This window comes from Bradyrhizobium sp. 157, from assembly GCF_023073815.1.
Taxonomy (GTDB): domain Bacteria; phylum Pseudomonadota; class Alphaproteobacteria; order Rhizobiales; family Xanthobacteraceae; genus Bradyrhizobium.
On the sequence record NZ_JADPKF010000005.1, the window covers coordinates 40,483 to 59,282 of the forward strand.

Consider the following 18,800-nt stretch of genomic DNA (forward strand, 5'->3'; position numbering starts at 1 on the left):
CTTGGGCACGGGATTCACCGCTCCCACGGGCCGGCGGCTCCGGCCCTGACGACATCGAGCCAAGATTCAGAGATCGCTTTTCAAGACCAGCTTAGATCCGTTTTCTCATTTCGTCGCCGACCACGCGAAGGTCAATCCTGCCGATCAGATCGGAACGAAGCGCCTCGGCCTCGCTGATGGCGGCCATGGTCTGCCGCAAGGTGCTGGCGTTCGAGCCGAGCGACACGATGCCGCCCAGCACGGCGGCAATCGAGCCGAGGGTGGCGACCTGATTGGACCCGAGCAGGCCGAGCACCGTGACGAGCATCAATCCGGCTCCGGCGGCGATCGCCAATTTCGAGACCAGCATGATCTTGCGGCAGCGCTCGGCGATCTCGGCCAACTCCTCGAGCCGCGCTTCGATCTGCGAAATCTCGTCACTCGGGTCGTCCTCGTCCATCGGTCTCAATCCGGTTGCAAGGTTTCATTTTCAAGAATCGTCGGCGGGCAGATCTCTTACCGTAATTGACGCGCCGATGGCCATCGGCCTCATTTCTTCCGGCTGTCATCCAGACGCGGTCGTCCAGTCCACGCCCGATTGAGCCACCGGGTAGCCAGTTCGAGCCGCGGCTTTCCCTGCAGCCGCGCCTGCGCTTCATGATAGGGGCCGACATAGCGGAGGCGGGTCGGCAGGTGGGGATATAGGCGGCGTATCCACTTGAGCGCGCGATCCGCGGCCCTCCGATCGCGTTCGTCGAGATCGAGGCCGAAACCTGTGCGCAGCCGCTCGGGCAGCATCTGTGCGCTCAGGGCCACGTACCAGCGCGGCGGCCGCAACCATGGACGTGAGCCGGTGAAGATGTGGTGGACCACGTCACGCGCCGCGGTGCTGACGGATAAGGTATCGGATTGAGCCATGGCGGCGTTGTACTCGGCGAAGGATGACCAATCCGCCGGCAGGTCCGCAGGTCTCAGCCCGAACAGCGCGCCGAACAGCCGGCTTTCGGCCCAATATTGCTCGCGCTCTTCAGGCGAGAGCGGAGGCAAGACGAGGTCGTGCGCGATGGCGGCGGTTTCGACGAGGGTGGCGTGAACCCAGCGCAGCGCGGCGACATCGTTGGCGCTGTAGGATGAGCCTTGGGCGAAGCGGCCGCTCGCCTCGGGAAGCACGCCGGAGATCATCGCGTGCCGCCGATGCAGGCGCCGGGCCGCGGCAGTCGCGCCGTCGAGCGAACCGAACACCATTGTAAACATCAGCTCAAAGGTTCGATGAAAGCGGCCGACCGGATCGGCAAAGGTGCGCGAGTGCTCGGCAACCGCAGCCGCGACCCAGGGATGCGCCAGTTGAAGCAGTAAGGCGCGCCCGGCTCCCAGAAACATCACGGCTTCCCTGTCGATCCGCCACGTCACCGACGCCGGGCCAAAGATACCCTCAGCCGGCCCAGCGGCGCCGGCCCTGACGACATCAAGAGTAGCGTCTAGATCGCTTTCCGAGACCAATTGACAAACCTTCGACAGAGATCGACCTGCTTTTCGCGACGCGGATTCTACCGCAACTCAGCGTGCGCGGGCAGAAATATCCCGAGCATCGGTAAAGCCAAACCAGGCGAGCGGCAACGCTAGGCCGCAGAGCACCGCCATCGCAACGAACGCCCCTCCGCCATACCTGGCATAGAAAAGCCCCGAAAGCAGCGTCAGTGCGGCTGTCACCGCGCCTGAACCAAACGCGTAGATTGCTTGGGCCGTTGCGGCCATTCTGGCGGGGACAAGAGCGGCCATCAATCGCATGCAAGACAGATGCAGCAGTGCGAACGTCAATCCGTGCAGCGGCTGCACCATCGCGAGCGCCGCAACGGAAGTCGTGGTCCCCGCAATCGACCAGCGGATGATTCCGGCTGCCGCCGCCAACGCCGCCGCACCACGCGTGCCGATCCGGTTGAGCAAGGCCGGTCCGATCAGCAAGAATACGATGACCTCTGCAGCGACGGCCTCCGACCACAAGACGCTTATGACGGAGGTGTCTATTCCGGCATTGCTCCACCTGATCACCGCAAAGGCGTCATGCATGGCGTGGCTGCCATAGATCAGAGCAGAGACTAGTATCAGGACTCGGAATCGCGCGATCCCAAGGAGCCCACGAACCTCGCTCGCAAGCTGCGATGCGCCGGTATGCGGCGCCGATGGAGCTGAAACCCTAGGCACCAGCGCGGTTGCCCCAGCGGCAGCGACAAGCAGGGCTGCGTTCAGCCAGATCACACGCGTCAGGTCAGTGGAAGTGATGAGTTGCCCGATGAGCAGCGTACCGCAGACGAAAGCCGCCGACGCGGCGCCGCGGATCCAGCCGTATTCGAAAGGCCGCCCCGCCATCTGCGGCTTGGCCGCGTTGACCGCCAACGCGTCGGCCACCGACGTCGTAGGGGCTAGTGCCACGGCTTGAACCAGCGCCAGAAGCAGCAACATCCAGAAACCATCGGCCCACAGCAACGCCACAGCCGTTGCTGCTGCCAGGGCGGCGCAGCATGCGAGCACGAGACGCAGCGATTGCAGGAAGTCTGCAAACATCCCGACGAGTGGACCAGCGACAAGACGCACCAGCAACGCAGCCGCCAGTATCACGCCGATCTGCTCGGGCGTGAGCGCTCTGGTTTCAAAAAACTTCGGCCAAAACGGCGATGCAACGCCGAACGCCGCGTACAACGCGGCGTAAAGAGCTATGTAGGCGACTGGCCCAGAAACGCGCATTTCTGAAAGTTCCCCTCGGTAGAATTACGGCCACAAAGAACACTGCTCTGCCGTAGTTCATCCGCGAAATCTCCACATCCAACTTCTATCCGACCGGCCTTCACACAAATGGATGGAAGTTGATGCGATATCTTTTCGCCGCCGTGATTGCTGTGTTTGTAGTCGCGGTGGATTTTGAAAGTTCCGGAATCAGGTCAGTATGGATGGAACCATCTTTCGTTGTCGCCGAAGCGCAATCGGAACCCGCCACGACATCGAATTCTCACACAGGAACTGTGACCGCGTCGGTCGAGCATTCGCAAGAACCGGACGCAACAAACGTCGTCACCGCGCCGTACGAGTCGGCAACGAGAGCCGATGGCGCGGCTCATGCGGTCGCCTCGATAAAGGAGGAGGCCGCGTCACCGAATCCGATCTGTGAGGCGGTCAGGACTGCCGCTGAGGAACACGATATTCCGATCGGGTTTCTCGCGCGCCTGCTCTGGCAGGAAAGCAGGTTTAAAACGGCGGAGGTCAGTTCGGCAGGCGCGCAGGGCATTGCGCAATTCATGCCGCGAACGGCGGTCGAAATGGGCTTGAGAGACCCGTTCGATCCGCTGCAGGCGATTCCTGCGTCGGCAAGATTTCTTCGCAAGCTTTATAATCAGTTCGGAAATCTCGGGCTTGCGGCGGCAGCGTACAATGCGGGCGGCGGCAGGATCGAGAAGTGGTTGTCGCGACGCGGCGCGTTGCCGAAGGAAACGCGCGCTTACGTCAAGATCATCACCGGCCACAAGGCCGAAGCCTGGACGGACGAAGACAATACCGTCCACATGCCGACGGACCTGCCGGATAAGGCGCCATGTGAAGGGGTCGGCGGCCTGTCGAAGGAAGACCAGATCGCCGAAGTGCCGGTCGATCTGGCGCCTTCCATCAGCGGGATGTTGCGAAAGGCCGACATTGCCGAAGAGAGCCACGCGGCTGTCAAAAAGCGGCGGGTTGTTGCAAGCCGAACCGCAAGGGCCGTACGTACCGCGTTCCGGAATGCGCATGCCCGGGTGACCCGGCTAGCAGCAAAGGCTGCGACACGGAAACTCGGCAAACAATCCGGCACCCGCTTTGCGTCGGCCGCCGGCAGCGGCAGCCGGACAAAGTCATCGAAAGCATCACGGGAGCTATAGGCTCGTATCGACCGGCCAGTGGCACGCGAAAAAGCCCGCATTGCTGCGGGCTTTTTTGTCTCACCCGAACTATCCTACCACCGATAGCCGCCGGTGCCGAAGCTGAAGGTTACGCCGGGACCGCCGCCATAATAGCGGGGACCGTAGTGGCCGTACCGGCGCGGCGCGTAGTAGCCGTAGCTTTCGCGGTACGGGCGATGATAGTGCCGGTGGTAGCCCCAGTGCCGATGTCGCCAGTGGCGGCGATGGGCGCTGAAGTCAGTGGAAGACTGCACGACATCCGTCGAAGGTTTCGCCTTCACCGCATTGTCGGCGGCGTTGGCGGCGGAACCGCCGATCAGCGCAGCAGCACCAACGGCAAATACGATGGCTAGCTTCTTCATCATCGAACTCCAGTGATTGTGTCGACTCTACCGAGACTAATCACCGCGCCGCGATCACGTTCCGTCTGCGACATTAAGACTGCTACAGCTCCTTGAACAAATATTCATGAGTATGAACGGCAGTTCCTTCGACGAGAGTAGCGTTGTACGGCTTCGCGCCGGGGCTTAAAGATCGTCGGTGATCGGAAATCAGCGACATTGCAGATGTGGCGCGATCTACCACCGCACCGAGGCGATGGCGGCCTCGCGCGAGATCGACAGTTTTGAGTGCACGACCTGCGGCGCGACGCTCGAAAAGTGGGAGACCGCGTGGGTGCCGAGCTATCGCCTGATCACGGTTCCAGCGATCAAGCCTGACGAAACGCCGCCGACTGCAAGCGAACCGTGATCATTGCGCTGGACTGATCGCAACTGCGCATCACGCGCCGGAATCGCTGGCGTTGGGATAGAACAACTGCTCGCCATTGATCTTGTAGTCGGCGATCGCCTTCTGTCCCTCTGGTGATACGAGCCAGTCGATGAATTGCTGGCCGAGATCCTTCTTGACGCTCGGATGCTTTTCCGGATTCACCAGCATGACGCCGTACTGGTTGAACAGGCGCTTGTCGCCTTCGACTGAAATCGCGAGGTCGCCGCGGTTCTTGAACGACAGCCAGGTGCCGCGATCGGCGAGCACATAGGCGTTCGAGGCCGAGGCGGTGTTGAGCGCAGCGCCCATGCCCTGCCCGATCTCCTTGTACCAGGAGCCTCTGTCCTTTGCGATGTCGATGCCAGCGACTTTCCAGAGGTTGAGCTCGGCCTGGTGCGTGCCGGACTTGTCGCCGCGCGAGATGAAATCGGCAGCCTTGGCCTTGATCGCGGAGAGCGCAGCAACGATGTCCCTCGAGCCCTTGATGCCGGCCGGGTCGCTCTTCGGGCCGATCAGGATGAAGTCGTTGTACATCACGGGATGGCGCCTGACGCCAAAACCTTCGGCGACGAATTTTTCTTCCGCAGGTTTGGCGTGGACGAACACGACGTCGGCATCGCCGCGGCGGCCGGTGTCGAGCGCTTGTCCCGTGCCCTGCGCCACCACCTTTACGTCGATGCCGGTCCTGGCCTTGAACATCGGCAGGATGTGGCCGAACAGACCGGAATCCTGCGTCGAGGTGGTCGAGGCCACCACGATCGATTTGTCCTGCGCGACGGCGTGGCTTGCGAATACAACGGTGGCGGCGGCGATCAGCACGCGGCGGGTGAACATTTTCATGGGTGTCTTCCTTCCATCAAACCAGTAGTTCGCCCGCGAGGAATGTTTTGGCCTCGGCGGTTTGCGGCCTGTCGAAGAACGATGCAGCCGTGGCGGTCTCCACGATGCGGCCGCGGTGAAGCATGACGATTTCACCGGCAAGCCGTCGCGCTTCGCCGAGATCATGGGTCGCCATCACGACCTTGATGTTGCGCTCGCTGACGGCGCGGATGATGTCTTCCACCGCCTTCGTGGCGATGGGATCGAGGCTTGCGGTCGGCTCGTCCAAAAACAGTACCGCGGGATCGCGCGCCAGCGCGCGTGCCAGCGCCAGCCGCTGCTGCTCGCCGCCAGATAGCCTTCGCGCCGCGCGGTCCGCGAGCGCGTGCAAGCCCACCAGTTCGAGCAATTCACCGATGCGGCGCGCATGTTCCGCGCGCGGGATGCCGGCGGCGCGCAGCGCAAAACGGAGATTGGCGGCGGCGCTGCGCCGGAGCATCGCCGGGCGCTGAAACACGATCGCACGCTTGAGCGGGGGGACATGTTCGAGTCCGCCCCAGGTGATGCGCCCGCGCGACGGCGCCAGCAGTCCCATCGCCAGGCGCAGCATCGTCGATTTGCCCGAGCCGTTGGGGCCGATCAAAACCGTGGGCGGACCCGGTGCCAGCGCGAGCGCGATGTCGTCGAGGATCGTGACGCCGCCGGCTGCCACCGTGACGCCATGGAATTCGATCGGCAGTTCGCTCGAGGGCGCGCGCATCGTCATCCCGCCAGTCGCTCGCCGGCGCGGCGCACGCCCCAGGCCAGCGCGTTGACCGCGATCACGATCGAAATCAGCACGAGGCCGAGGCCGACGGCGAGCGGCAGGTCGCCTTTGGAAGTCTCGAGCGCAATCGCCGTCGTCATCGTGCGCGTGAAGCCCTCGATGTTGCCGCCGACGATGATGATGGCGCCGACCTCCGCGGCTGCACGGCCGAAACCTGCCAGAAGCGCCGTGACCAGGCTGAAGCGCGCGTCCCAGATCAGCGCCATGACGCGGCCGAGGGGCCCGAGGTTCATCGCGGTGAGTTCGTCGCGGTATTCGAGCCAGAGATCCTCGATGGTCTGGCGCGTCAGCGCAGCGATGATCGGCGTGACCAGCACGGTCTGCGCGACGATCATGGCGCTTGGGGTGAACAACAGGCCGAACGCGCCGAGCGGCCCGGAGCGCGACAGCGCAAGATACACCGCGAGGCCGACGACGACCGGCGGCAAGCCCATCAGCGCATTGAGCAGGACTATGACGCCCTGGCGGCCGGGGAATCTCGTCAGCGCGACCCAGGCGCCCAAAGGTATGCCGATCAGCGCGGCCAGCGCCACCGCCGAGAAACTCACATAGAGCGACAGCCGCACGATCGCGAACAGCGCGGGATCACCGCTGAGGACGAGTTGAAGGGCGGACGGGTCGTCTGGCATTTGTAATTCCAACTAGCGCGGTACATCTTGCGCAGATAGAGACGGTATGGTCAATTTCTGCAATAGCTTCATTCAAATGCATATTGGTGCCTATGCCGGGACTCCTCACGACAGACGAAGCGGCCGAGTATCTGCGGCTCTCCGAGCGCAAGCTCTACGAACTGGTGGCGAACCGTGAAGTGCCCTGCAGCAAGGTGACCGGTCGCTGGCTGTTTCCGCGCACGGCGCTCGACCGCTGGGTAGCCGCCGGCCTGATCTCGCCCGCCGCGCTGGCGCAGGTGGCGGCGCCGCCGATCGTCGGCGGCAGCCATGATCCGCTGCTGGAATGGGCGCTGCGTGAGAGCAATTCCGGCCTTGCCAGCCTGCCCGAAGGCAGCGAGGAAGGCCTGCGTCGGCTGACCCGCGGCGAGGTGATGATCGCAGCGATCCACCTGCATCGGCTGGATGGCGATGACGAACGAGCCAATGTCGAAGCGGTCGCCGATGCGCCGGGCCTGCACGATGCAGTCGTGCTCGGCTTTGCCCGGCGCGAGCAGGGCATTCTGGTCGCCTCAGGTAATCCGCTGGGCCTGACCGACTTGGCCTCGACCGCGAGATCGGGCGCGCGGATGGCGCAGCGCCCACCCGGCGCCGGCGCGCAGTTGCTGCTGCTCGCGCTGCTGGCGCGGGCGGGGATCGCACTCGACGATCTGAAACTGGCAAAGCCCGCCTTCCCCACCGGACCCGATATCGCCCAGGCCATCCGCGCCGGCCGCATCGATTGCGGGATCGCGACGCGAAGCGTGGCGAAATCGGCGGGGCTCGATTTCCTGCCGCTGACCTGGGAGCGCTTCGACCTGGTGATGCGGCAGCGCGACTACTTTATGAAGGGACCGCAGGCGCTGTTCGACTTCATGCGCGGGTCGAGCTTCCGCGATCGCGCGGGCGAGCTCGGCGGCTATGACGTCAGCGAGGCTGGCGCGGTGCGGCTGGTGAACTAGGGGATTCCGATCGCCACCGACGCCCGTGCTGGTCCGCCCCGAAGAGGGATATGCAGCGACCGTCGAAGTTTAACTGGGGCAAACCGGAAATCTCGGGACCTGGCCCCGGATCGCCACCGCCACGCCACCAAATCGCCAAACGACTCAACGACGCCTAGTGCAGCGGGGCGCGGGCACCACGGGAGGAACTGATGGATACCACGACCTCTGCCGTACCCGACGAGAAAGCGCCTCCGCCGGAGGAGACGCTGGCGACCCAACCCGGCAAAGAGAAATCGAATCCCGCTAGCCCGCTGGAGATCACCACCGAGCGATTCAACACTTCCGTCGCCCGGCTGACCTCAAATTCGATAGACGACCTTCACAAGCTGGCTTCCGAACTGCAAAAAATGCAGGAATTCTTAAAATCCGAGGTCGACAGCGTGCAGCGCCAAATCGAAAGCGCGGTGGCCGGAATTAACATCATCGTCGAAACTATTGGTCCGTGGAAAAGCTTCGCGGGCTCACAAGCGCATCCATCAGGCACTCGTAACCTGCGCGCGGGGGGACCGGCTGCCAACATCGAGCAACGCATTCGCGGGTAGGGCCGCAGGCGCTGTTCGACTTTGCGCCCGGGCAGGCTTCCACGATCGTGCTGCCGAGCTTGGCGGTTATGATGTCAGCGAGGCTGGCGCGGTGCGGCTGGTGAACTTGGGCGCGGACAAGTTGAGCGCGCTGTGAGCGGCACCGATGTCCGCCTTGGAGTCACCCTCCCAGAATAAACGTGTAAATACAACAACATATGTCGCTCGGTTTTGTCTCGCGCCGCGCCAGCCTTCAAATTTTCCAGCCCACCGTGCGAACGGCTTGACCGCTGCCCAGGGGGCCGTTTTGCCACCACGAGCGGCTGTCCGGTCTATTCGCGAACCGGGGTGGCTCGCTTGCTGTTCTAATGGCCTGCGGGTTCATCTTACTGGCAGCTAACGAACTCCAGCGGGCCGCACTGGCTGACAGCACCTCGCCGCTGTAGGCTATTCGTGTGCTGGCCGCCCTTGGCTCGCCCGCACTCTGCCAAAGGGAGCAAAAGCAAAAGGGAGGGAGGACGTCCAATGAAAATGAGTTCGCTTATTAGGAAAGTCGCTCTGGTCTCAGTAACCTCCGCCACATTGGCGTTCGCGGGCACAGCGCTCGCCCAACAGCCCCGAGTTCTCAAGATACAATCGGCGGTTCCGCCATCGTCCACCACGCACGATGCTCTCAAGTTTTTTGCCGAGCGCGTCGACAAGTTGACCGGCGGTAATCTCAAGATCGAGGCGCTGCCGGGCGGCGCGGTCGTTCCGCCCTTCGAAATCCTGGATGGCGCGCACAAGAAGGTGATCGACGGTGCCTATGGCATCTCCTACTGGTGGTACGGCAAGAGCGTCACCGCGACGCTGTTCGCCAATACGCCGGCCGGCATTTTCGGCATGGATGCCGTCGACTTCATTGGATGGGTTTACGAGGGCGGCGGCCTCGATCTGTGGAACGAGTTCTATCAGAAGGAGCTCAAGCTCAATCTGGTGGCATTTCCGAGCATTCCGCCGAGCCCGCAAGCGCTCGGCTGGTTCAAGCGTCCGATCAAGGATCTGCCCGACTTCAGGGGAATGAAGTGCCGCCAGACCGGCATCGTCTCCCAGCTCTACGCCAAAATGGGTATGGCGGTCGTCAACATGCCGGGTGGCGAGATCCTGCCCGCCGCAGAGCGCGGTACGATCGATTGTGCCGAGTGGGTCGGCGGTATCGAGGATCTGCGACTCGGCCTGCATACGGTCTGGAAATATCACTACACACCCGGCATGCATGAGAGCGCCTCAGTCGCCGAGATCGCGATCAACAAGGACGTGTGGGACAGCCTGCCGCCGCAGAACCAGGAGGCCATCAAGTCGGCTACATCAGAGACATTCCTGCGCTGGTGGGCCAGCTTCCAGAGACAAAACGCGGACGCGATCGCAGAGTTTAAGGAGAAGCACGGAGTCAAGCTCCTGACGACACCGCCCGAGGTCAATCAGGCCTTCCTCAAGGCCTGGGACGAGTTTGCCGCGGCGGAGGCCGCGAAGAACCCGTTCTTCAAGAAAGTTTACGAATCTCAGAAGGCTTATGCCGCCAAGGTCGTGCCCGCCAAGCGCTTCATGTTCCCGCCCTACGCGTTGCAGGCGGACCATTATTGGCCCGTTAAGGAATAAGACGGCCTTGAACGCGATGGGATTGGATTGAATCGCCGTCGCGCTCCAGGTTTTTGATTGAGCATGATCTCCGGGCAAACGCTTCGCGTTTGTCCCGAGGGAGAACCGGTACCCACTTTTCCGGATCATGCTCTGGCGAAGGGATGACATAGCAGGAAAGGCGGCCTTGGCCGCCTTTTCTTGACATGGATAAGCAGCCCATCGCGCTTACCTGACGAGGTTCGGCAACCACAGTGCGATTTGCGGGAACAGCAGCAGCAGCGCCAAGACTATGACCTGAATCACCATATAATCGGACATGCCCCTGTAAATCGTGCTCAAGCTCCATTGCGGAACGACGTTCCGCAGGTAGTACGCCGACATTGCAACCGGCGGGCTCAAGTACGACGTCTGCATATTGACGGCGGTCAGTGCGCCGAACCAGATCAACAGGTCGAGCTTGTTCAAACCGAACTGAAGCTTTTCGACCACCGGCAAAACGATCGGAAGAAAGACCAGGATGATGACGGGCCATTCGAACGGCCAGCCGAGGATGAAAAAGATCGCCATGATCAACGCCAGCTTCCACCAGTCACTCAGCGGAAGGGCGAGCAGATAGTTGGTAATCAAGTTCGCCGTACCCAGCTTGGTGAAGACAGCGCCGAAAACCGTCGAGGCCAACGCCAGAAACAGCACCATGGCCGAGGTCACCATTGTGCCGATGGCCGCGTTGGTTATCGACCGCATGCTGAGCCGGCCGTAAAAGAGTGCAAGGAGGACAGCGCCGAAAGCCCCGCAGGAGGCTGCCTCGGTCGGCGTGGCGACTCCACTGACGATGGTTCCGAGGGTAAATCCGATCAGCGCGCTTAGAGGCGCAACGCCGAGCATGACGGCGCGGAAGTAGGCGTTCCGGAAGTAGGGGTAAGCCGTCAGAATTGCTAACACCGAAGCGATGGCAGACAGGCTGAACGGACCGATTGCAAACGACAGACGCGGTGCACGCGCCTGGCTCAATAACAACTCGATCAGCAAATACGCTATTGCGACCGAGCATACGAGGCCCAATCCGACTACAGGAGCGCCTACCTTTTCGGTGGTCATCGCGTCATAGGTGGCTTGGCGCTCCTCCATGGTCATGGCTGGACCGAGCTTCGGATTGATTAAGCTGCGGACGAGCGTATAGGCAATATAACAGCCAGCGAGCAGAAAGCCCGGGCCGAACGCCGCTGAATAAAGCAGATTGACGGGCACCCCCATGACCGGGCCCATGACTACCAGCATTACGCTTGGAGGGACCAGAATGCCGAGTGTACCGCCGGCGGCGATTGCACCCGCTGACAGCCGCGCGTCGTAGCCGGTTTTGATCATCATCGATCCGGCCATGATGCCGAGCACAGTCACCGCGGCGCCCACGATGCCGGTCGCCATCGCAAAAACAGTTGCCGTTAGAATCACGGCCAAATAGAGCGCTCCGCGCACCGGTGCGAGAACGCTGCGGAAAGCCACGAACAGCCGCTCCATGAGCCCGGCCTGTTCGGTCATGTAACCCATGAAGATGAACAGCGGCACGGCGGGAAAGATCTCGTCTTTCATCGTGCCCCAGATTTGCAGGTAGGCGAGATTGAAAGTCTGCTCCCACCCGAGGCCAATGGCACCAAACACAAGGGCGAGAAACAGCAGCGTGAAGGAAATCGGGAAACCGATGAAGATGACGAAGACCATACCGACGAGCATGGCAAGTCCGAGAGCTTCGGCGGGGTTCATGGTCCTTCAGACCTCAATCTTCTCGTGCCTGGTCAAGAATGTGCCGGTTCGCCACGCCCAGAGGCTCTTCATCAGCTCCGAGATACCCTGCAAGAACAGCATGAATGCCGTCAGCGGAATAACCCCGCGCAGCGGCCACAGGACCGGCGTCCACGCGCCGGAGCTTCCGCGTTCGTCGATCGAAAGCGAGTACAAGAAATCGTCTATCGAGAGGAAGAACAGCACGACCATTGTCGGCAGGAAGAACAGCAGGAACGCCAGGCTGTCGATCATGCCTTTCGTGCGATCCGAGAATTTTTCCCAAAGTACATCGGTGCGGATGTGAGCGCCCTTCAAAAGCGCCAATGCCGAGCCCAGCATGAACAAGGTCGCGTAAGACATCGTCGTCACATCGAGGGCCCAGATCGTCGGATCCCCCAGGACGTAGCGGGCAAAAACCTCAACCACATTGGCGCAAATCAGGGGAATGATCGAGAGGACGAAGAGGTACCCGGTCAATTCCGTGAACTTGTCGATACTACGGATGACGGCCAAATAGCCGCGGGGTGGCATGGGCTTTGGCGAAGCAGAAATGTTGGCCATGCAGCATGTCCAGACGGTGTCCGCTTTGGACTTCCCGTAAGAGTAAAGCGCCCAGTGCGACCCACCGCTCCTCTCAAATGATCGCGATGTTAGCTTAGCGGCCGTCTGGGTGCCAGCGGATGAATGACCGCTAGCGATCTGGTCACGATTGCGATGCACAACTGGGCAGAAAACAATCCGAGACGTCGGCCGCTTAGCCGTCCCGCCGGGACGGAACGTCGGTTCTGGGTCCTTCCCGGACCTCACTCAAGATCCAGCTTGATCCCAAAATGCGCACCAACGCGCATAACCGGCCACTCTGAATGATGACTTCACGCTCCAGCTCTTTTGCTTTGACGCGTTTTCCTTACGCGAACCGGTCGCCATGCCCGGATCAAGTCCGTGGACGTGCTTCGCTCGAAAGAGCTACGGTCACCTTCGCCCCGGCAGCCACGCGACGAATCCGGCCTCGCCGAGCCGCTTCATCACCTCGTCGAGATGCACCCGATCCCTCGTTTCGATGACGACTTCGAGCAAGGTGCCTTTGGCCGGCAGGTCGGAGAAGGTGCGCTGGTGCGAGACCTCGATGATGTTGGCGCCGGCTTCGGCGAGCAGCGCCGAGACGGCGGCGAGCTGGCCGGGGCGGTCGACGATGTCGATCGCGATCTGGGTCAGCCGGCCCTCGCGCGCCAGTTCGCGCGTCAGCACGGATGCGATCAGCCGCGTATCGATATTGCCGCCGGTCAGCACAAGGCCGACATGGCGGCCGGCAAAACGCTCCCGCGCGGCCAACACCGCGGCAAGGCCCGCGGCACCGGCGCCCTCGACCACGGTCTTTTCGATCGCGATCAGCATCGCCACCGCCCGCTCGATCTGGTCTTCGGTGACGAGAACGATGTCGTCGACGAGACGGCGGATGATTTCGGTGGTGATGCGGCCCGGCACCTTCACCGCGATGCCTTCGGCGAGCGTGTCACCGCGCATCGGCAGATGATCGCCCTTGATGGCGTTGTACATCGAGGGATAGAGCTGCGCCTGCACGCCGACGATCTGCAGATCGGGCTTCAGCGATTTGGCCGCAACCGCCATGCCGGAAATCAGCCCGCCACCGCCGATCGGCACCACCAGCGTGTCGAGCTGCGGCGCGGCCCGGAGCATTTCGAGCGCGATGGTGCCCTGCCCCGCAATGATGAGCGGGTCATCGTAAGGATGGATCATGATCATGCCGTGCGTCTCGCCATGCGTGCGCGCGAATTCGCCGGCCTCCTCCAGCGTCTTGCCGGAGATGATCGTATTCGCGCCGTGACGCCGCGTGTTCTCGATTTTCACCATCGGTGTACCGACCGGCATCACGATGGCTGCGGGTATGCCGAGCCGGCTGGCATGATAAGCCACGCCCTGCGCGTGGTTACCGGCCGACATCGCGATCACGCCGCGCCGGCGCTCCTCCGGCGACAGCGCCAGCAGCCGATTGAGCGCGCCGCGCTCCTTGAAAGTCGAGGTGAACTGCAGGTTCTCGAATTTGAGCCAGAGGTTGCAGCCGCCGATCTCGCTCAGCGTCCGGCTCTGGTCGCATTCGGTGACGACGACCGACCCGGCAATGGACGCGCCCGCAGCCGTGATGTCCTCCGGCGTGACCGCAAGGCGGCCGGGCTTGGAAGCGACGTTTGTCGGCGGTACATTTTTAGGAGGATTCGGCATTTCGGTGGCCTCGTTGAGAGGCAATCGTATAGGCCTTTTCCGCTCCTTTCGCCTCCCTCGAATCTCGCAAAAATTCCGCCCCATGAACATGGGTGTCGCAAAAAGCTGCCACGGGGTTACACTTGCGCGGGCTGCAGGGACAGGCAGCCGGAGTTTTCAGATGAATTCATTGAGCGATGGGCCCAAGGCGGAAGCCATCACGGTCGTGCTGGTCGAAGATGATGCGCCGACGCTTTGGCGGCTGCAGGATGCACTGGCCAAGGCCGGATACCAGGTCAGGGCCGCCGGCACGCTCGCCGAAGCCCGCGCCTGTCTCGCGCAAGGCGCGCCAAAGGTGCTGCTGACCGATCTTCAGTTGCCGGATGGCCATGGCGTCGACCTGATCCGCGAGACCCGCCGGCGCTTTCCCGATACCGAGATCATGGTGATCTCGATCCTCGGCGACGAGGAAAGCGTGATTTCGGCGATCACCGTCGGCGCCACGGGCTATCTGCTCAAGGACGCGTTCCCGACCGACATCGCCGCCACCGTGCGCGACCTCGTCGCGGGTCATTCGCCGATCTCGGCCTCGATCGCGCGCTTCATCGTGCGCCGGACCCAGAGCACGCCGGAGCCGCCGCCCGGCCCCGCGCTCAACACCGCCAAACTGACGCCGCGCGAAATCGACATTCTCTGGGGCATCGCCAAGGGCTTCAGCTATGCCGAGATCGCCAGCCATCTCGGCCTGTCGCGGCAGACCGTGCCCGGGCATATCAAGAGCATCTATCGCAAGCTCGAGGTTCATACCCGGGGCGAGGCGGTGTTCGAGGCGGTCCAGCAGGGCTTGATCAAGTTGTGAACGATCACGGGGACGACGTGCAACCGGAGCTGCCCGGCCGCGCGCGGCGTCGGCTGCGGTCGTCCCGGCTCATTCAGTATCTGTTGCTGCAGGCGGTGATCGCCGTCGCCTGCATCATGGCACTTCTGCAATCGCTGCCCGGACCTCCCGCGCAGTATCAGGTGACGGCCTTTCAGCTCACCGAAGCCGGCGCCGAGCGAGCGGTGACGCTGCCGTACTTCTCGCCGTTGCGGAATGCGATGAACGATCCGCCCCGCTTCAGGGGGCACTTCGTCCGCCCGGCCGGCGAGGCCTCGCAGGCCTGGTCGGTGTTCCTGCCGCGCTTTACCAACGGCGTCGAGGTTACCGTCAACGATGTGGTGATCCTCGACAGCCGGCGCGATCCTGCCGCCAACCGGCCCGACCGCAACACGCCGGCGATTGCGGTGATCCCCGCTTCCGTGCTGCGCGATGGCGACAACGACATCTCGATCCGACTGTTCATCTGGGGCCCGATCACCGGCTTCCTCGATCGCATCTGGGTCGGCCCGGATGAAGAGTTGCGCCCGACCTATAATCTCAGAACGCTGGTGTTCGTGACGTTGCCGGTGGTGTTCTCATCCTGGCAGGCGATTCTGGCTGTCATTCTCGGCATCATGTGGGTGATGCGTCGACACGAGCCAGCCTACGGCGTTCTGGCGGCGGCGATGGCCGTGGGTGTCGGCCAGGCGTTCCTGCAAACGCCGATGGGTGAGACGGCGTTTTCCAGGTTCAATGTGATCCTGATTTCCTCCGCGCCGATCGAAAGCGCACTGGTGCTGGTCTTTGCGCTGCTGCTCTCGGGCTGGAAGTGGCAGCGCTACGCCTGGATCATCTTCATTCCGGGCATCGCATTGGCGCTGGCCGGCCTGTTCGGAAATCAGGCGCTGGTGCGCGCCCTTTTCCTGGTTCTCGCCGTACCGATGGTCGGCATCTCCCTTCTCATCATGGCCGTCGTTACCGCGCGATCGGCGCTGCAACGGCAGAACGTCGCGAGCTTCCTGCTCGGCTGCGCGGTCACGATCATGCTGACCTGCTGGATCGTCGACCTGCTCTCGGTGTTTCAGATGATGCCCAACCGCATCTTCACCGCGCGGCTGTCCTATTCGGCGATGCTGGTCGCGATCGGCGCGGGGCTCACTTGGCGGTTCGCCCGGGCGCTGAACCAGGTCGATGGCTTTGCCGGCCGCCTCGTCACCCAGGTGCGCGAGGCGGAGGAAAAGCTGAAGGCCAGTTTCGCCCGTGAGGAGGAGCGCGCCCGCGCCGCGGCGCTGGCGCGGGAGCGTACGCGCCTGATGCGCGACCTGCATGACGGGCTCGGCGGCCAGCTCGTCAGCATCGTGGCGCTCAGCGAGCGCGGCAATGGCAGCGCGGGGATCGGCGATGCGGCGCGCGCAGCGCTGAAGGATTTGCGCCTCGTCATCGACTCCATGGACGACATCGGCGGCGATCTGATGCTGGCGCTGGGCTCGTGGCGCGAACGCGCCATGGCGCAGCTTCGTCCGCATGACATCGCGCTCGACTGGCGCGCCGTCACGGCGCAGGGCCTGCCGGTTCATCCCGAGCTGCGGCCGTGGCACGTCATCCAGATCGTGCGGCTGTTAGATGAAGCGGTGACCAACGCGGTCAAGCATGCCGAGGCGCGGCGCATTACAGTGAAGATAGAGACGCTGGCGAGCGCCGATGGCGTCGAGCGCGGCTGCATCACAGTCGAGGACGACGGCAAGGGCTTTGAGATCACGTCGGATGGCGTGGCGGCAGGCGCGATAAAAGCGGCGCGCGGCCTGCGTAACATGCGAAGCCGCGCCGCGCGCTGCGGCGCGGAGCTGGAACTGAGCTCCTGCGCCCAAGGAATTCGCAAAGGTACGCGCGTGAGGCTGACCTTGCCCCACCGCTTTCCCGACAGCGACGGCGCTGTGGGCTGAGGTCTTATTGTTTGCGGCAGCCTGACGAAGTCGTTCGAATTCGTGATCCGTCACCCAGAGGAGCCGCGAAGCGGCGTCTCGAAGGGCGACGGCCACCAGCCGGGCCGCACATCCTTCGAGGCTCGCTTCGCTCGCACCTCAGGATGACGGGTATAATGCGAGTACTTGGCTTCGACCGAAAGTTATCACGCCTCAGCGGCGGCCGACGCGGTTGACCGGGCCACCGCGATTCATTGGCGTGCCGGGACGAACGCCGACGCCCCGAGCTCCGACGCCGACAGCGCCGACGCCAACGGCCGGCGTCACGACCGCAGCCGCCGCGACCGGCGTCGGGCGCGCCACGCAGCCCTTCGGCACGCCAACCGTCTTGCAGTAAACCACTGCAGCCTGGGCAGAGCTTGCGCCGCCGACTGCAAAGGAAGCCACGGCCGAAAACGCCGCGAGCGTCAGACCTGCGCTCAGCCAACCTGTCTTCTTCAACATGTGTCATCTCTCCCGAATTGGGCGTGCAGCTCTTTGCGATGTGCCGATCGGTCACCGCAGCCGGACGCGAGATGTACATGGTCCATCGAGGGGGCTGGCAACATCCCATGAAAATGGTGTGGGCGAGCGCGGGGTGATTTGCGGCCCGCTTCCGACGCCATGAACATGGCATGGACCGGAGGCGCAACCTCGACGAGTTTTCGCGCGCTTTCAACCCACGTTCTCGTCGAAAGGTGATCCAATGACGAAATCCATTCATGTCGTGGCTGCGGCCACAGCCCTGATCCTGTCGCTCGGCGCCGGCTCGTTGGCCGAGGCGCAATCCGGCCCCACTCCCCAGGAGCAGATGGCCTGCCGTTCGGATGCCGGAAAATTCTGCGCCGAGCATATCGGCAAGCCGCCGCAGATGAATGCCTGCCTGAAAGCAAACAAGACGAAGCTGTCGGATGGCTGCCGCAAGGTAGTGGAATCGCGCGGCGGCTAAACGCCTGATCCGAGAAGGTCGCCACCTATTCTCTCGGACAAACGCGAATTCTCTCGGACAAACGCGAAGCGTTCACGAGGCGATTACGCCCAAACAAAAGGAGCGCGATGACGTTCGAAGTCATCACGCTCTGACATTCGCGGTCGCCACAAGAGAATCAATCATTCCTGTTCGAACAGCCTGATCCGCGGCATCTCGCTTCTGGCCGGCTCGGCGAACATGTCGCTTCTAACAGGCTCGCCAAAGAATCCCCTTGGCTCGCCTTCTTCGCGGATTCTGATCCGCCGCGGCTCGGTCACTTCCCGGACCCGTGCCTCGACCGCCTCGAGTTCCTGCTCGCGGGGCTGCTGAAAGCGGCGTTTTTCGGCCCAGCGCTGGCGCCGCTCGGCGCGCCGCTGTTCGGCAGCAGCCCGTTTGAGATCGGCATCACGCGCCTTGGCAAACGCCTCCTGCGGCGCGGAAGTCTTTTCGGGCGATTTTTCGCTGGCCGGTTCGGCGGGTTTCGAAGGTTGTGGCACTGACGTTGCAGGTTGCGCCGCCGCTACGCTGTTGGCTTTCTTGTCTTCGGCGGGAGCATTATTGACGGCCGGCGTTGCGGCTGTCGTCTGCGGCTGTGGTTGCGCTTGGGGCTGTGACTGCGGCTGCTGTGGCTGCGGCTGCTCCTGGGCCGGCGCGGAAGGCGCGGAAGCGGTATTCGCCGCAACCGTCGGCGCCGCGGCATACGGCACCGCCTCGGAGGGCGCTGTCGAAACGGGTATCGGCTCCGCCGACATCCTGCGTTCCAGCTTGGAGACGACCTGCGTCGGCGGGCTAACGACGTTCGCAGCCAGATATCCACCGCCGAGACCGGCGGCGACCGCCACGACCACGGTTCCTGCCCCCGCAAAATAAGCGGTTGATGTGCGCATCGTCACTCTCC

20 protein-coding genes are annotated in these 18,800 nt (G+C 63.0%); 8 read left to right on the forward strand and 12 right to left on the reverse strand.

Features of this window, described 5'->3' with window-relative positions:
* Positions 1 to 91: 91 nt before the first annotated feature.
* The 3 genes from IVA95_RS00920 to IVA95_RS00930 form a co-directional block, all read right to left on the reverse strand.
* On the reverse strand, positions 92 to 439 hold the full coding sequence (locus IVA95_RS00920) for a hypothetical protein (protein ID WP_247508783.1): 348 nt from the start codon (positions 437 to 439) through the stop codon (positions 92 to 94).
* Between the two features lie 89 nt (positions 440 to 528).
* A complete protein-coding gene (locus tag IVA95_RS00925; protein ID WP_213246578.1) occupies positions 529 to 1,479 on the reverse strand; it encodes an oxygenase MpaB family protein in 951 nt (316 codons plus the stop codon).
* 57 nt (positions 1,480 to 1,536) lie between these two features.
* Complete coding sequence (locus IVA95_RS00930; protein WP_247508784.1) at positions 1,537 to 2,721, reverse strand: MFS transporter; 1,185 nt, start codon at positions 2,719 to 2,721, stop codon at positions 1,537 to 1,539.
* Between the two features lie 203 nt (positions 2,722 to 2,924).
* Between IVA95_RS00930 and IVA95_RS00935 the strand changes: the two genes are divergently transcribed.
* The gene (locus IVA95_RS00935; protein ID WP_247508785.1) at positions 2,925 to 3,881 is read left to right on the forward strand and encodes a lytic transglycosylase domain-containing protein; all 957 of its coding nucleotides are present in this window, start codon (positions 2,925 to 2,927) and stop codon (positions 3,879 to 3,881) included.
* 74 nt (positions 3,882 to 3,955) lie between these two features.
* On the opposite strand, the gene IVA95_RS00940 is transcribed toward IVA95_RS00935, so the two are convergent.
* Positions 3,956 to 4,264, reverse strand: a complete 309-nt coding sequence (locus IVA95_RS00940) for a hypothetical protein (protein WP_247508786.1) — start codon at positions 4,262 to 4,264, stop codon at positions 3,956 to 3,958.
* Positions 4,265 to 4,442: 178 nt separating this feature from the next.
* On the opposite strand from IVA95_RS00940, the gene IVA95_RS00945 reads away from it, so the two are divergent.
* Positions 4,443 to 4,652, forward strand: a complete 210-nt coding sequence (locus IVA95_RS00945) for a hypothetical protein (RefSeq protein ID WP_247508787.1) — start codon at positions 4,443 to 4,445, stop codon at positions 4,650 to 4,652.
* Between the two features lie 30 nt (positions 4,653 to 4,682).
* Here the strand turns inward: IVA95_RS00945 and IVA95_RS00950 are convergent, their stop codons facing one another.
* The 3 genes from IVA95_RS00950 to IVA95_RS00960 are packed head-to-tail and all read right to left on the reverse strand — an operon-like array spanning position 4,683 to position 6,947.
* Complete coding sequence (locus IVA95_RS00950) at positions 4,683 to 5,507, reverse strand: substrate-binding domain-containing protein (protein ID WP_247508827.1); 825 nt, start codon at positions 5,505 to 5,507, stop codon at positions 4,683 to 4,685.
* Between the two features lie 22 nt (positions 5,508 to 5,529).
* Positions 5,530 to 6,252, reverse strand: coding sequence for an ATP-binding cassette domain-containing protein (locus tag IVA95_RS00955; protein WP_247508788.1), 723 nt, complete (start codon positions 6,250 to 6,252; stop codon positions 5,530 to 5,532).
* A gap of 2 nt (positions 6,253 to 6,254) precedes the next feature.
* Positions 6,255 to 6,947 carry an ABC transporter permease gene (locus tag IVA95_RS00960; protein WP_247508789.1) on the reverse strand — a complete coding sequence of 231 codons (693 nt, stop codon included), beginning with the start codon at positions 6,945 to 6,947 and terminating at the stop codon, positions 6,255 to 6,257.
* Between the two features lie 92 nt (positions 6,948 to 7,039).
* Here IVA95_RS00960 and IVA95_RS00965 point away from each other — a divergent pair, with 92 nt between their 5' ends.
* From IVA95_RS00965 to IVA95_RS00975, 3 genes are all read left to right on the forward strand, one after another.
* Positions 7,040 to 7,927, forward strand: a complete 888-nt coding sequence (locus IVA95_RS00965) for a helix-turn-helix transcriptional regulator (protein ID WP_247508790.1) — start codon at positions 7,040 to 7,042, stop codon at positions 7,925 to 7,927.
* Positions 7,928 to 8,118: 191 nt separating this feature from the next.
* Entirely contained in the window at positions 8,119 to 8,511 is a 393-nt protein-coding gene (locus IVA95_RS00970; protein WP_247508791.1) for a hypothetical protein, read from the forward strand.
* Positions 8,512 to 9,015: 504 nt separating this feature from the next.
* Positions 9,016 to 10,128, forward strand: coding sequence for a TRAP transporter substrate-binding protein (locus IVA95_RS00975; protein WP_247508792.1), 1,113 nt, complete (start codon positions 9,016 to 9,018; stop codon positions 10,126 to 10,128).
* Positions 10,129 to 10,335: 207 nt separating this feature from the next.
* Here the strand turns inward: IVA95_RS00975 and IVA95_RS00980 are convergent, their stop codons facing one another.
* From IVA95_RS00980 to IVA95_RS00990, 3 genes are all read right to left on the reverse strand, one after another.
* The gene (locus IVA95_RS00980) at positions 10,336 to 11,871 is read right to left on the reverse strand and encodes a TRAP transporter large permease subunit (RefSeq protein ID WP_247508793.1); all 1,536 of its coding nucleotides are present in this window, start codon (positions 11,869 to 11,871) and stop codon (positions 10,336 to 10,338) included.
* Positions 11,872 to 11,877: 6 nt separating this feature from the next.
* Positions 11,878 to 12,453: a TRAP transporter small permease subunit gene (locus tag IVA95_RS00985; protein ID WP_247508794.1), complete on the reverse strand. Its 576-nt coding sequence runs from the start codon at positions 12,451 to 12,453 to the stop codon at positions 11,878 to 11,880.
* 411 nt (positions 12,454 to 12,864) lie between these two features.
* Positions 12,865 to 14,133 (reverse strand): threonine ammonia-lyase, encoded by a 1,269-nt coding sequence (locus tag IVA95_RS00990; RefSeq protein WP_247508795.1) that lies wholly within the window; start codon positions 14,131 to 14,133, stop codon positions 12,865 to 12,867.
* Positions 14,134 to 14,293: 160 nt separating this feature from the next.
* Here IVA95_RS00990 and IVA95_RS00995 point away from each other — a divergent pair, with 160 nt between their 5' ends.
* Together IVA95_RS00995 and IVA95_RS01000 are read left to right on the forward strand one after the other, a co-directional pair.
* Positions 14,294 to 14,971 (forward strand): response regulator transcription factor, encoded by a 678-nt coding sequence (locus IVA95_RS00995; protein WP_247508796.1) that lies wholly within the window; start codon positions 14,294 to 14,296, stop codon positions 14,969 to 14,971.
* Complete coding sequence (locus IVA95_RS01000; RefSeq protein ID WP_247508797.1) at positions 14,968 to 16,914, forward strand: ATP-binding protein; 1,947 nt, start codon at positions 14,968 to 14,970, stop codon at positions 16,912 to 16,914. The genes IVA95_RS00995 and IVA95_RS01000 overlap by 4 nt, the downstream gene beginning before the upstream one ends.
* A gap of 192 nt (positions 16,915 to 17,106) precedes the next feature.
* On the opposite strand, the gene IVA95_RS01005 is transcribed toward IVA95_RS01000, so the two are convergent.
* The gene (locus IVA95_RS01005; protein ID WP_247508798.1) at positions 17,107 to 17,397 is read right to left on the reverse strand and encodes a hypothetical protein; all 291 of its coding nucleotides are present in this window, start codon (positions 17,395 to 17,397) and stop codon (positions 17,107 to 17,109) included.
* Between the two features lie 241 nt (positions 17,398 to 17,638).
* On the opposite strand from IVA95_RS01005, the gene IVA95_RS01010 reads away from it, so the two are divergent.
* Complete coding sequence (locus IVA95_RS01010; RefSeq protein WP_247508799.1) at positions 17,639 to 17,881, forward strand: cysteine rich repeat-containing protein; 243 nt, start codon at positions 17,639 to 17,641, stop codon at positions 17,879 to 17,881.
* A gap of 161 nt (positions 17,882 to 18,042) precedes the next feature.
* Here IVA95_RS01010 and IVA95_RS01015 read toward each other — a convergent pair whose 3' ends face one another.
* Complete coding sequence (locus IVA95_RS01015; protein WP_247508800.1) at positions 18,043 to 18,789, reverse strand: hypothetical protein; 747 nt, start codon at positions 18,787 to 18,789, stop codon at positions 18,043 to 18,045.
* Positions 18,790 to 18,800: the final 11 nt, after the last annotated feature.

Coding starts and splice junctions, on each gene's coding strand:
- IVA95_RS00920 (WP_247508783.1), bottom strand. CDS start 439: ATGGACGAGGACGACCCGAGTGACGAGATTTCGCAGATCGAAGCGCGG.
- IVA95_RS00930 (WP_247508784.1), bottom strand. CDS start 2,721: ATGCGCGTTTCTGGGCCAGTCGCCTACATAGCTCTTTACGCCGCGTTG.
- IVA95_RS00935 (WP_247508785.1), top strand. CDS start 2,925: ATGGAACCATCTTTCGTTGTCGCCGAAGCGCAATCGGAACCCGCCACG.
- IVA95_RS00940 (WP_247508786.1), bottom strand. CDS start 4,264: ATGAAGAAGCTAGCCATCGTATTTGCCGTTGGTGCTGCTGCGCTGATC.
- IVA95_RS00950 (WP_247508827.1), bottom strand. CDS start 5,507: ATGTTCACCCGCCGCGTGCTGATCGCCGCCGCCACCGTTGTATTCGCA.
- IVA95_RS00955 (WP_247508788.1), bottom strand. CDS start 6,252: ATGCGCGCGCCCTCGAGCGAACTGCCGATCGAATTCCATGGCGTCACG.
- IVA95_RS00960 (WP_247508789.1), bottom strand. CDS start 6,947: ATGCCAGACGACCCGTCCGCCCTTCAACTCGTCCTCAGCGGTGATCCC.
- IVA95_RS00965 (WP_247508790.1), top strand. CDS start 7,040: ATGCCGGGACTCCTCACGACAGACGAAGCGGCCGAGTATCTGCGGCTC.
- IVA95_RS00970 (WP_247508791.1), top strand. CDS start 8,119: ATGGATACCACGACCTCTGCCGTACCCGACGAGAAAGCGCCTCCGCCG.
- IVA95_RS00975 (WP_247508792.1), top strand. CDS start 9,016: ATGAAAATGAGTTCGCTTATTAGGAAAGTCGCTCTGGTCTCAGTAACC.
- IVA95_RS00980 (WP_247508793.1), bottom strand. CDS start 11,871: ATGAACCCCGCCGAAGCTCTCGGACTTGCCATGCTCGTCGGTATGGTC.
- IVA95_RS00985 (WP_247508794.1), bottom strand. CDS start 12,453: ATGGCCAACATTTCTGCTTCGCCAAAGCCCATGCCACCCCGCGGCTAT.
- IVA95_RS00990 (WP_247508795.1), bottom strand. CDS start 14,133: ATGCCGAATCCTCCTAAAAATGTACCGCCGACAAACGTCGCTTCCAAG.
- IVA95_RS00995 (WP_247508796.1), top strand. CDS start 14,294: ATGAATTCATTGAGCGATGGGCCCAAGGCGGAAGCCATCACGGTCGTG.
- IVA95_RS01005 (WP_247508798.1), bottom strand. CDS start 17,397: ATGTTGAAGAAGACAGGTTGGCTGAGCGCAGGTCTGACGCTCGCGGCG.
- IVA95_RS01010 (WP_247508799.1), top strand. CDS start 17,639: ATGACGAAATCCATTCATGTCGTGGCTGCGGCCACAGCCCTGATCCTG.
- IVA95_RS01015 (WP_247508800.1), bottom strand. CDS start 18,789: ATGCGCACATCAACCGCTTATTTTGCGGGGGCAGGAACCGTGGTCGTG.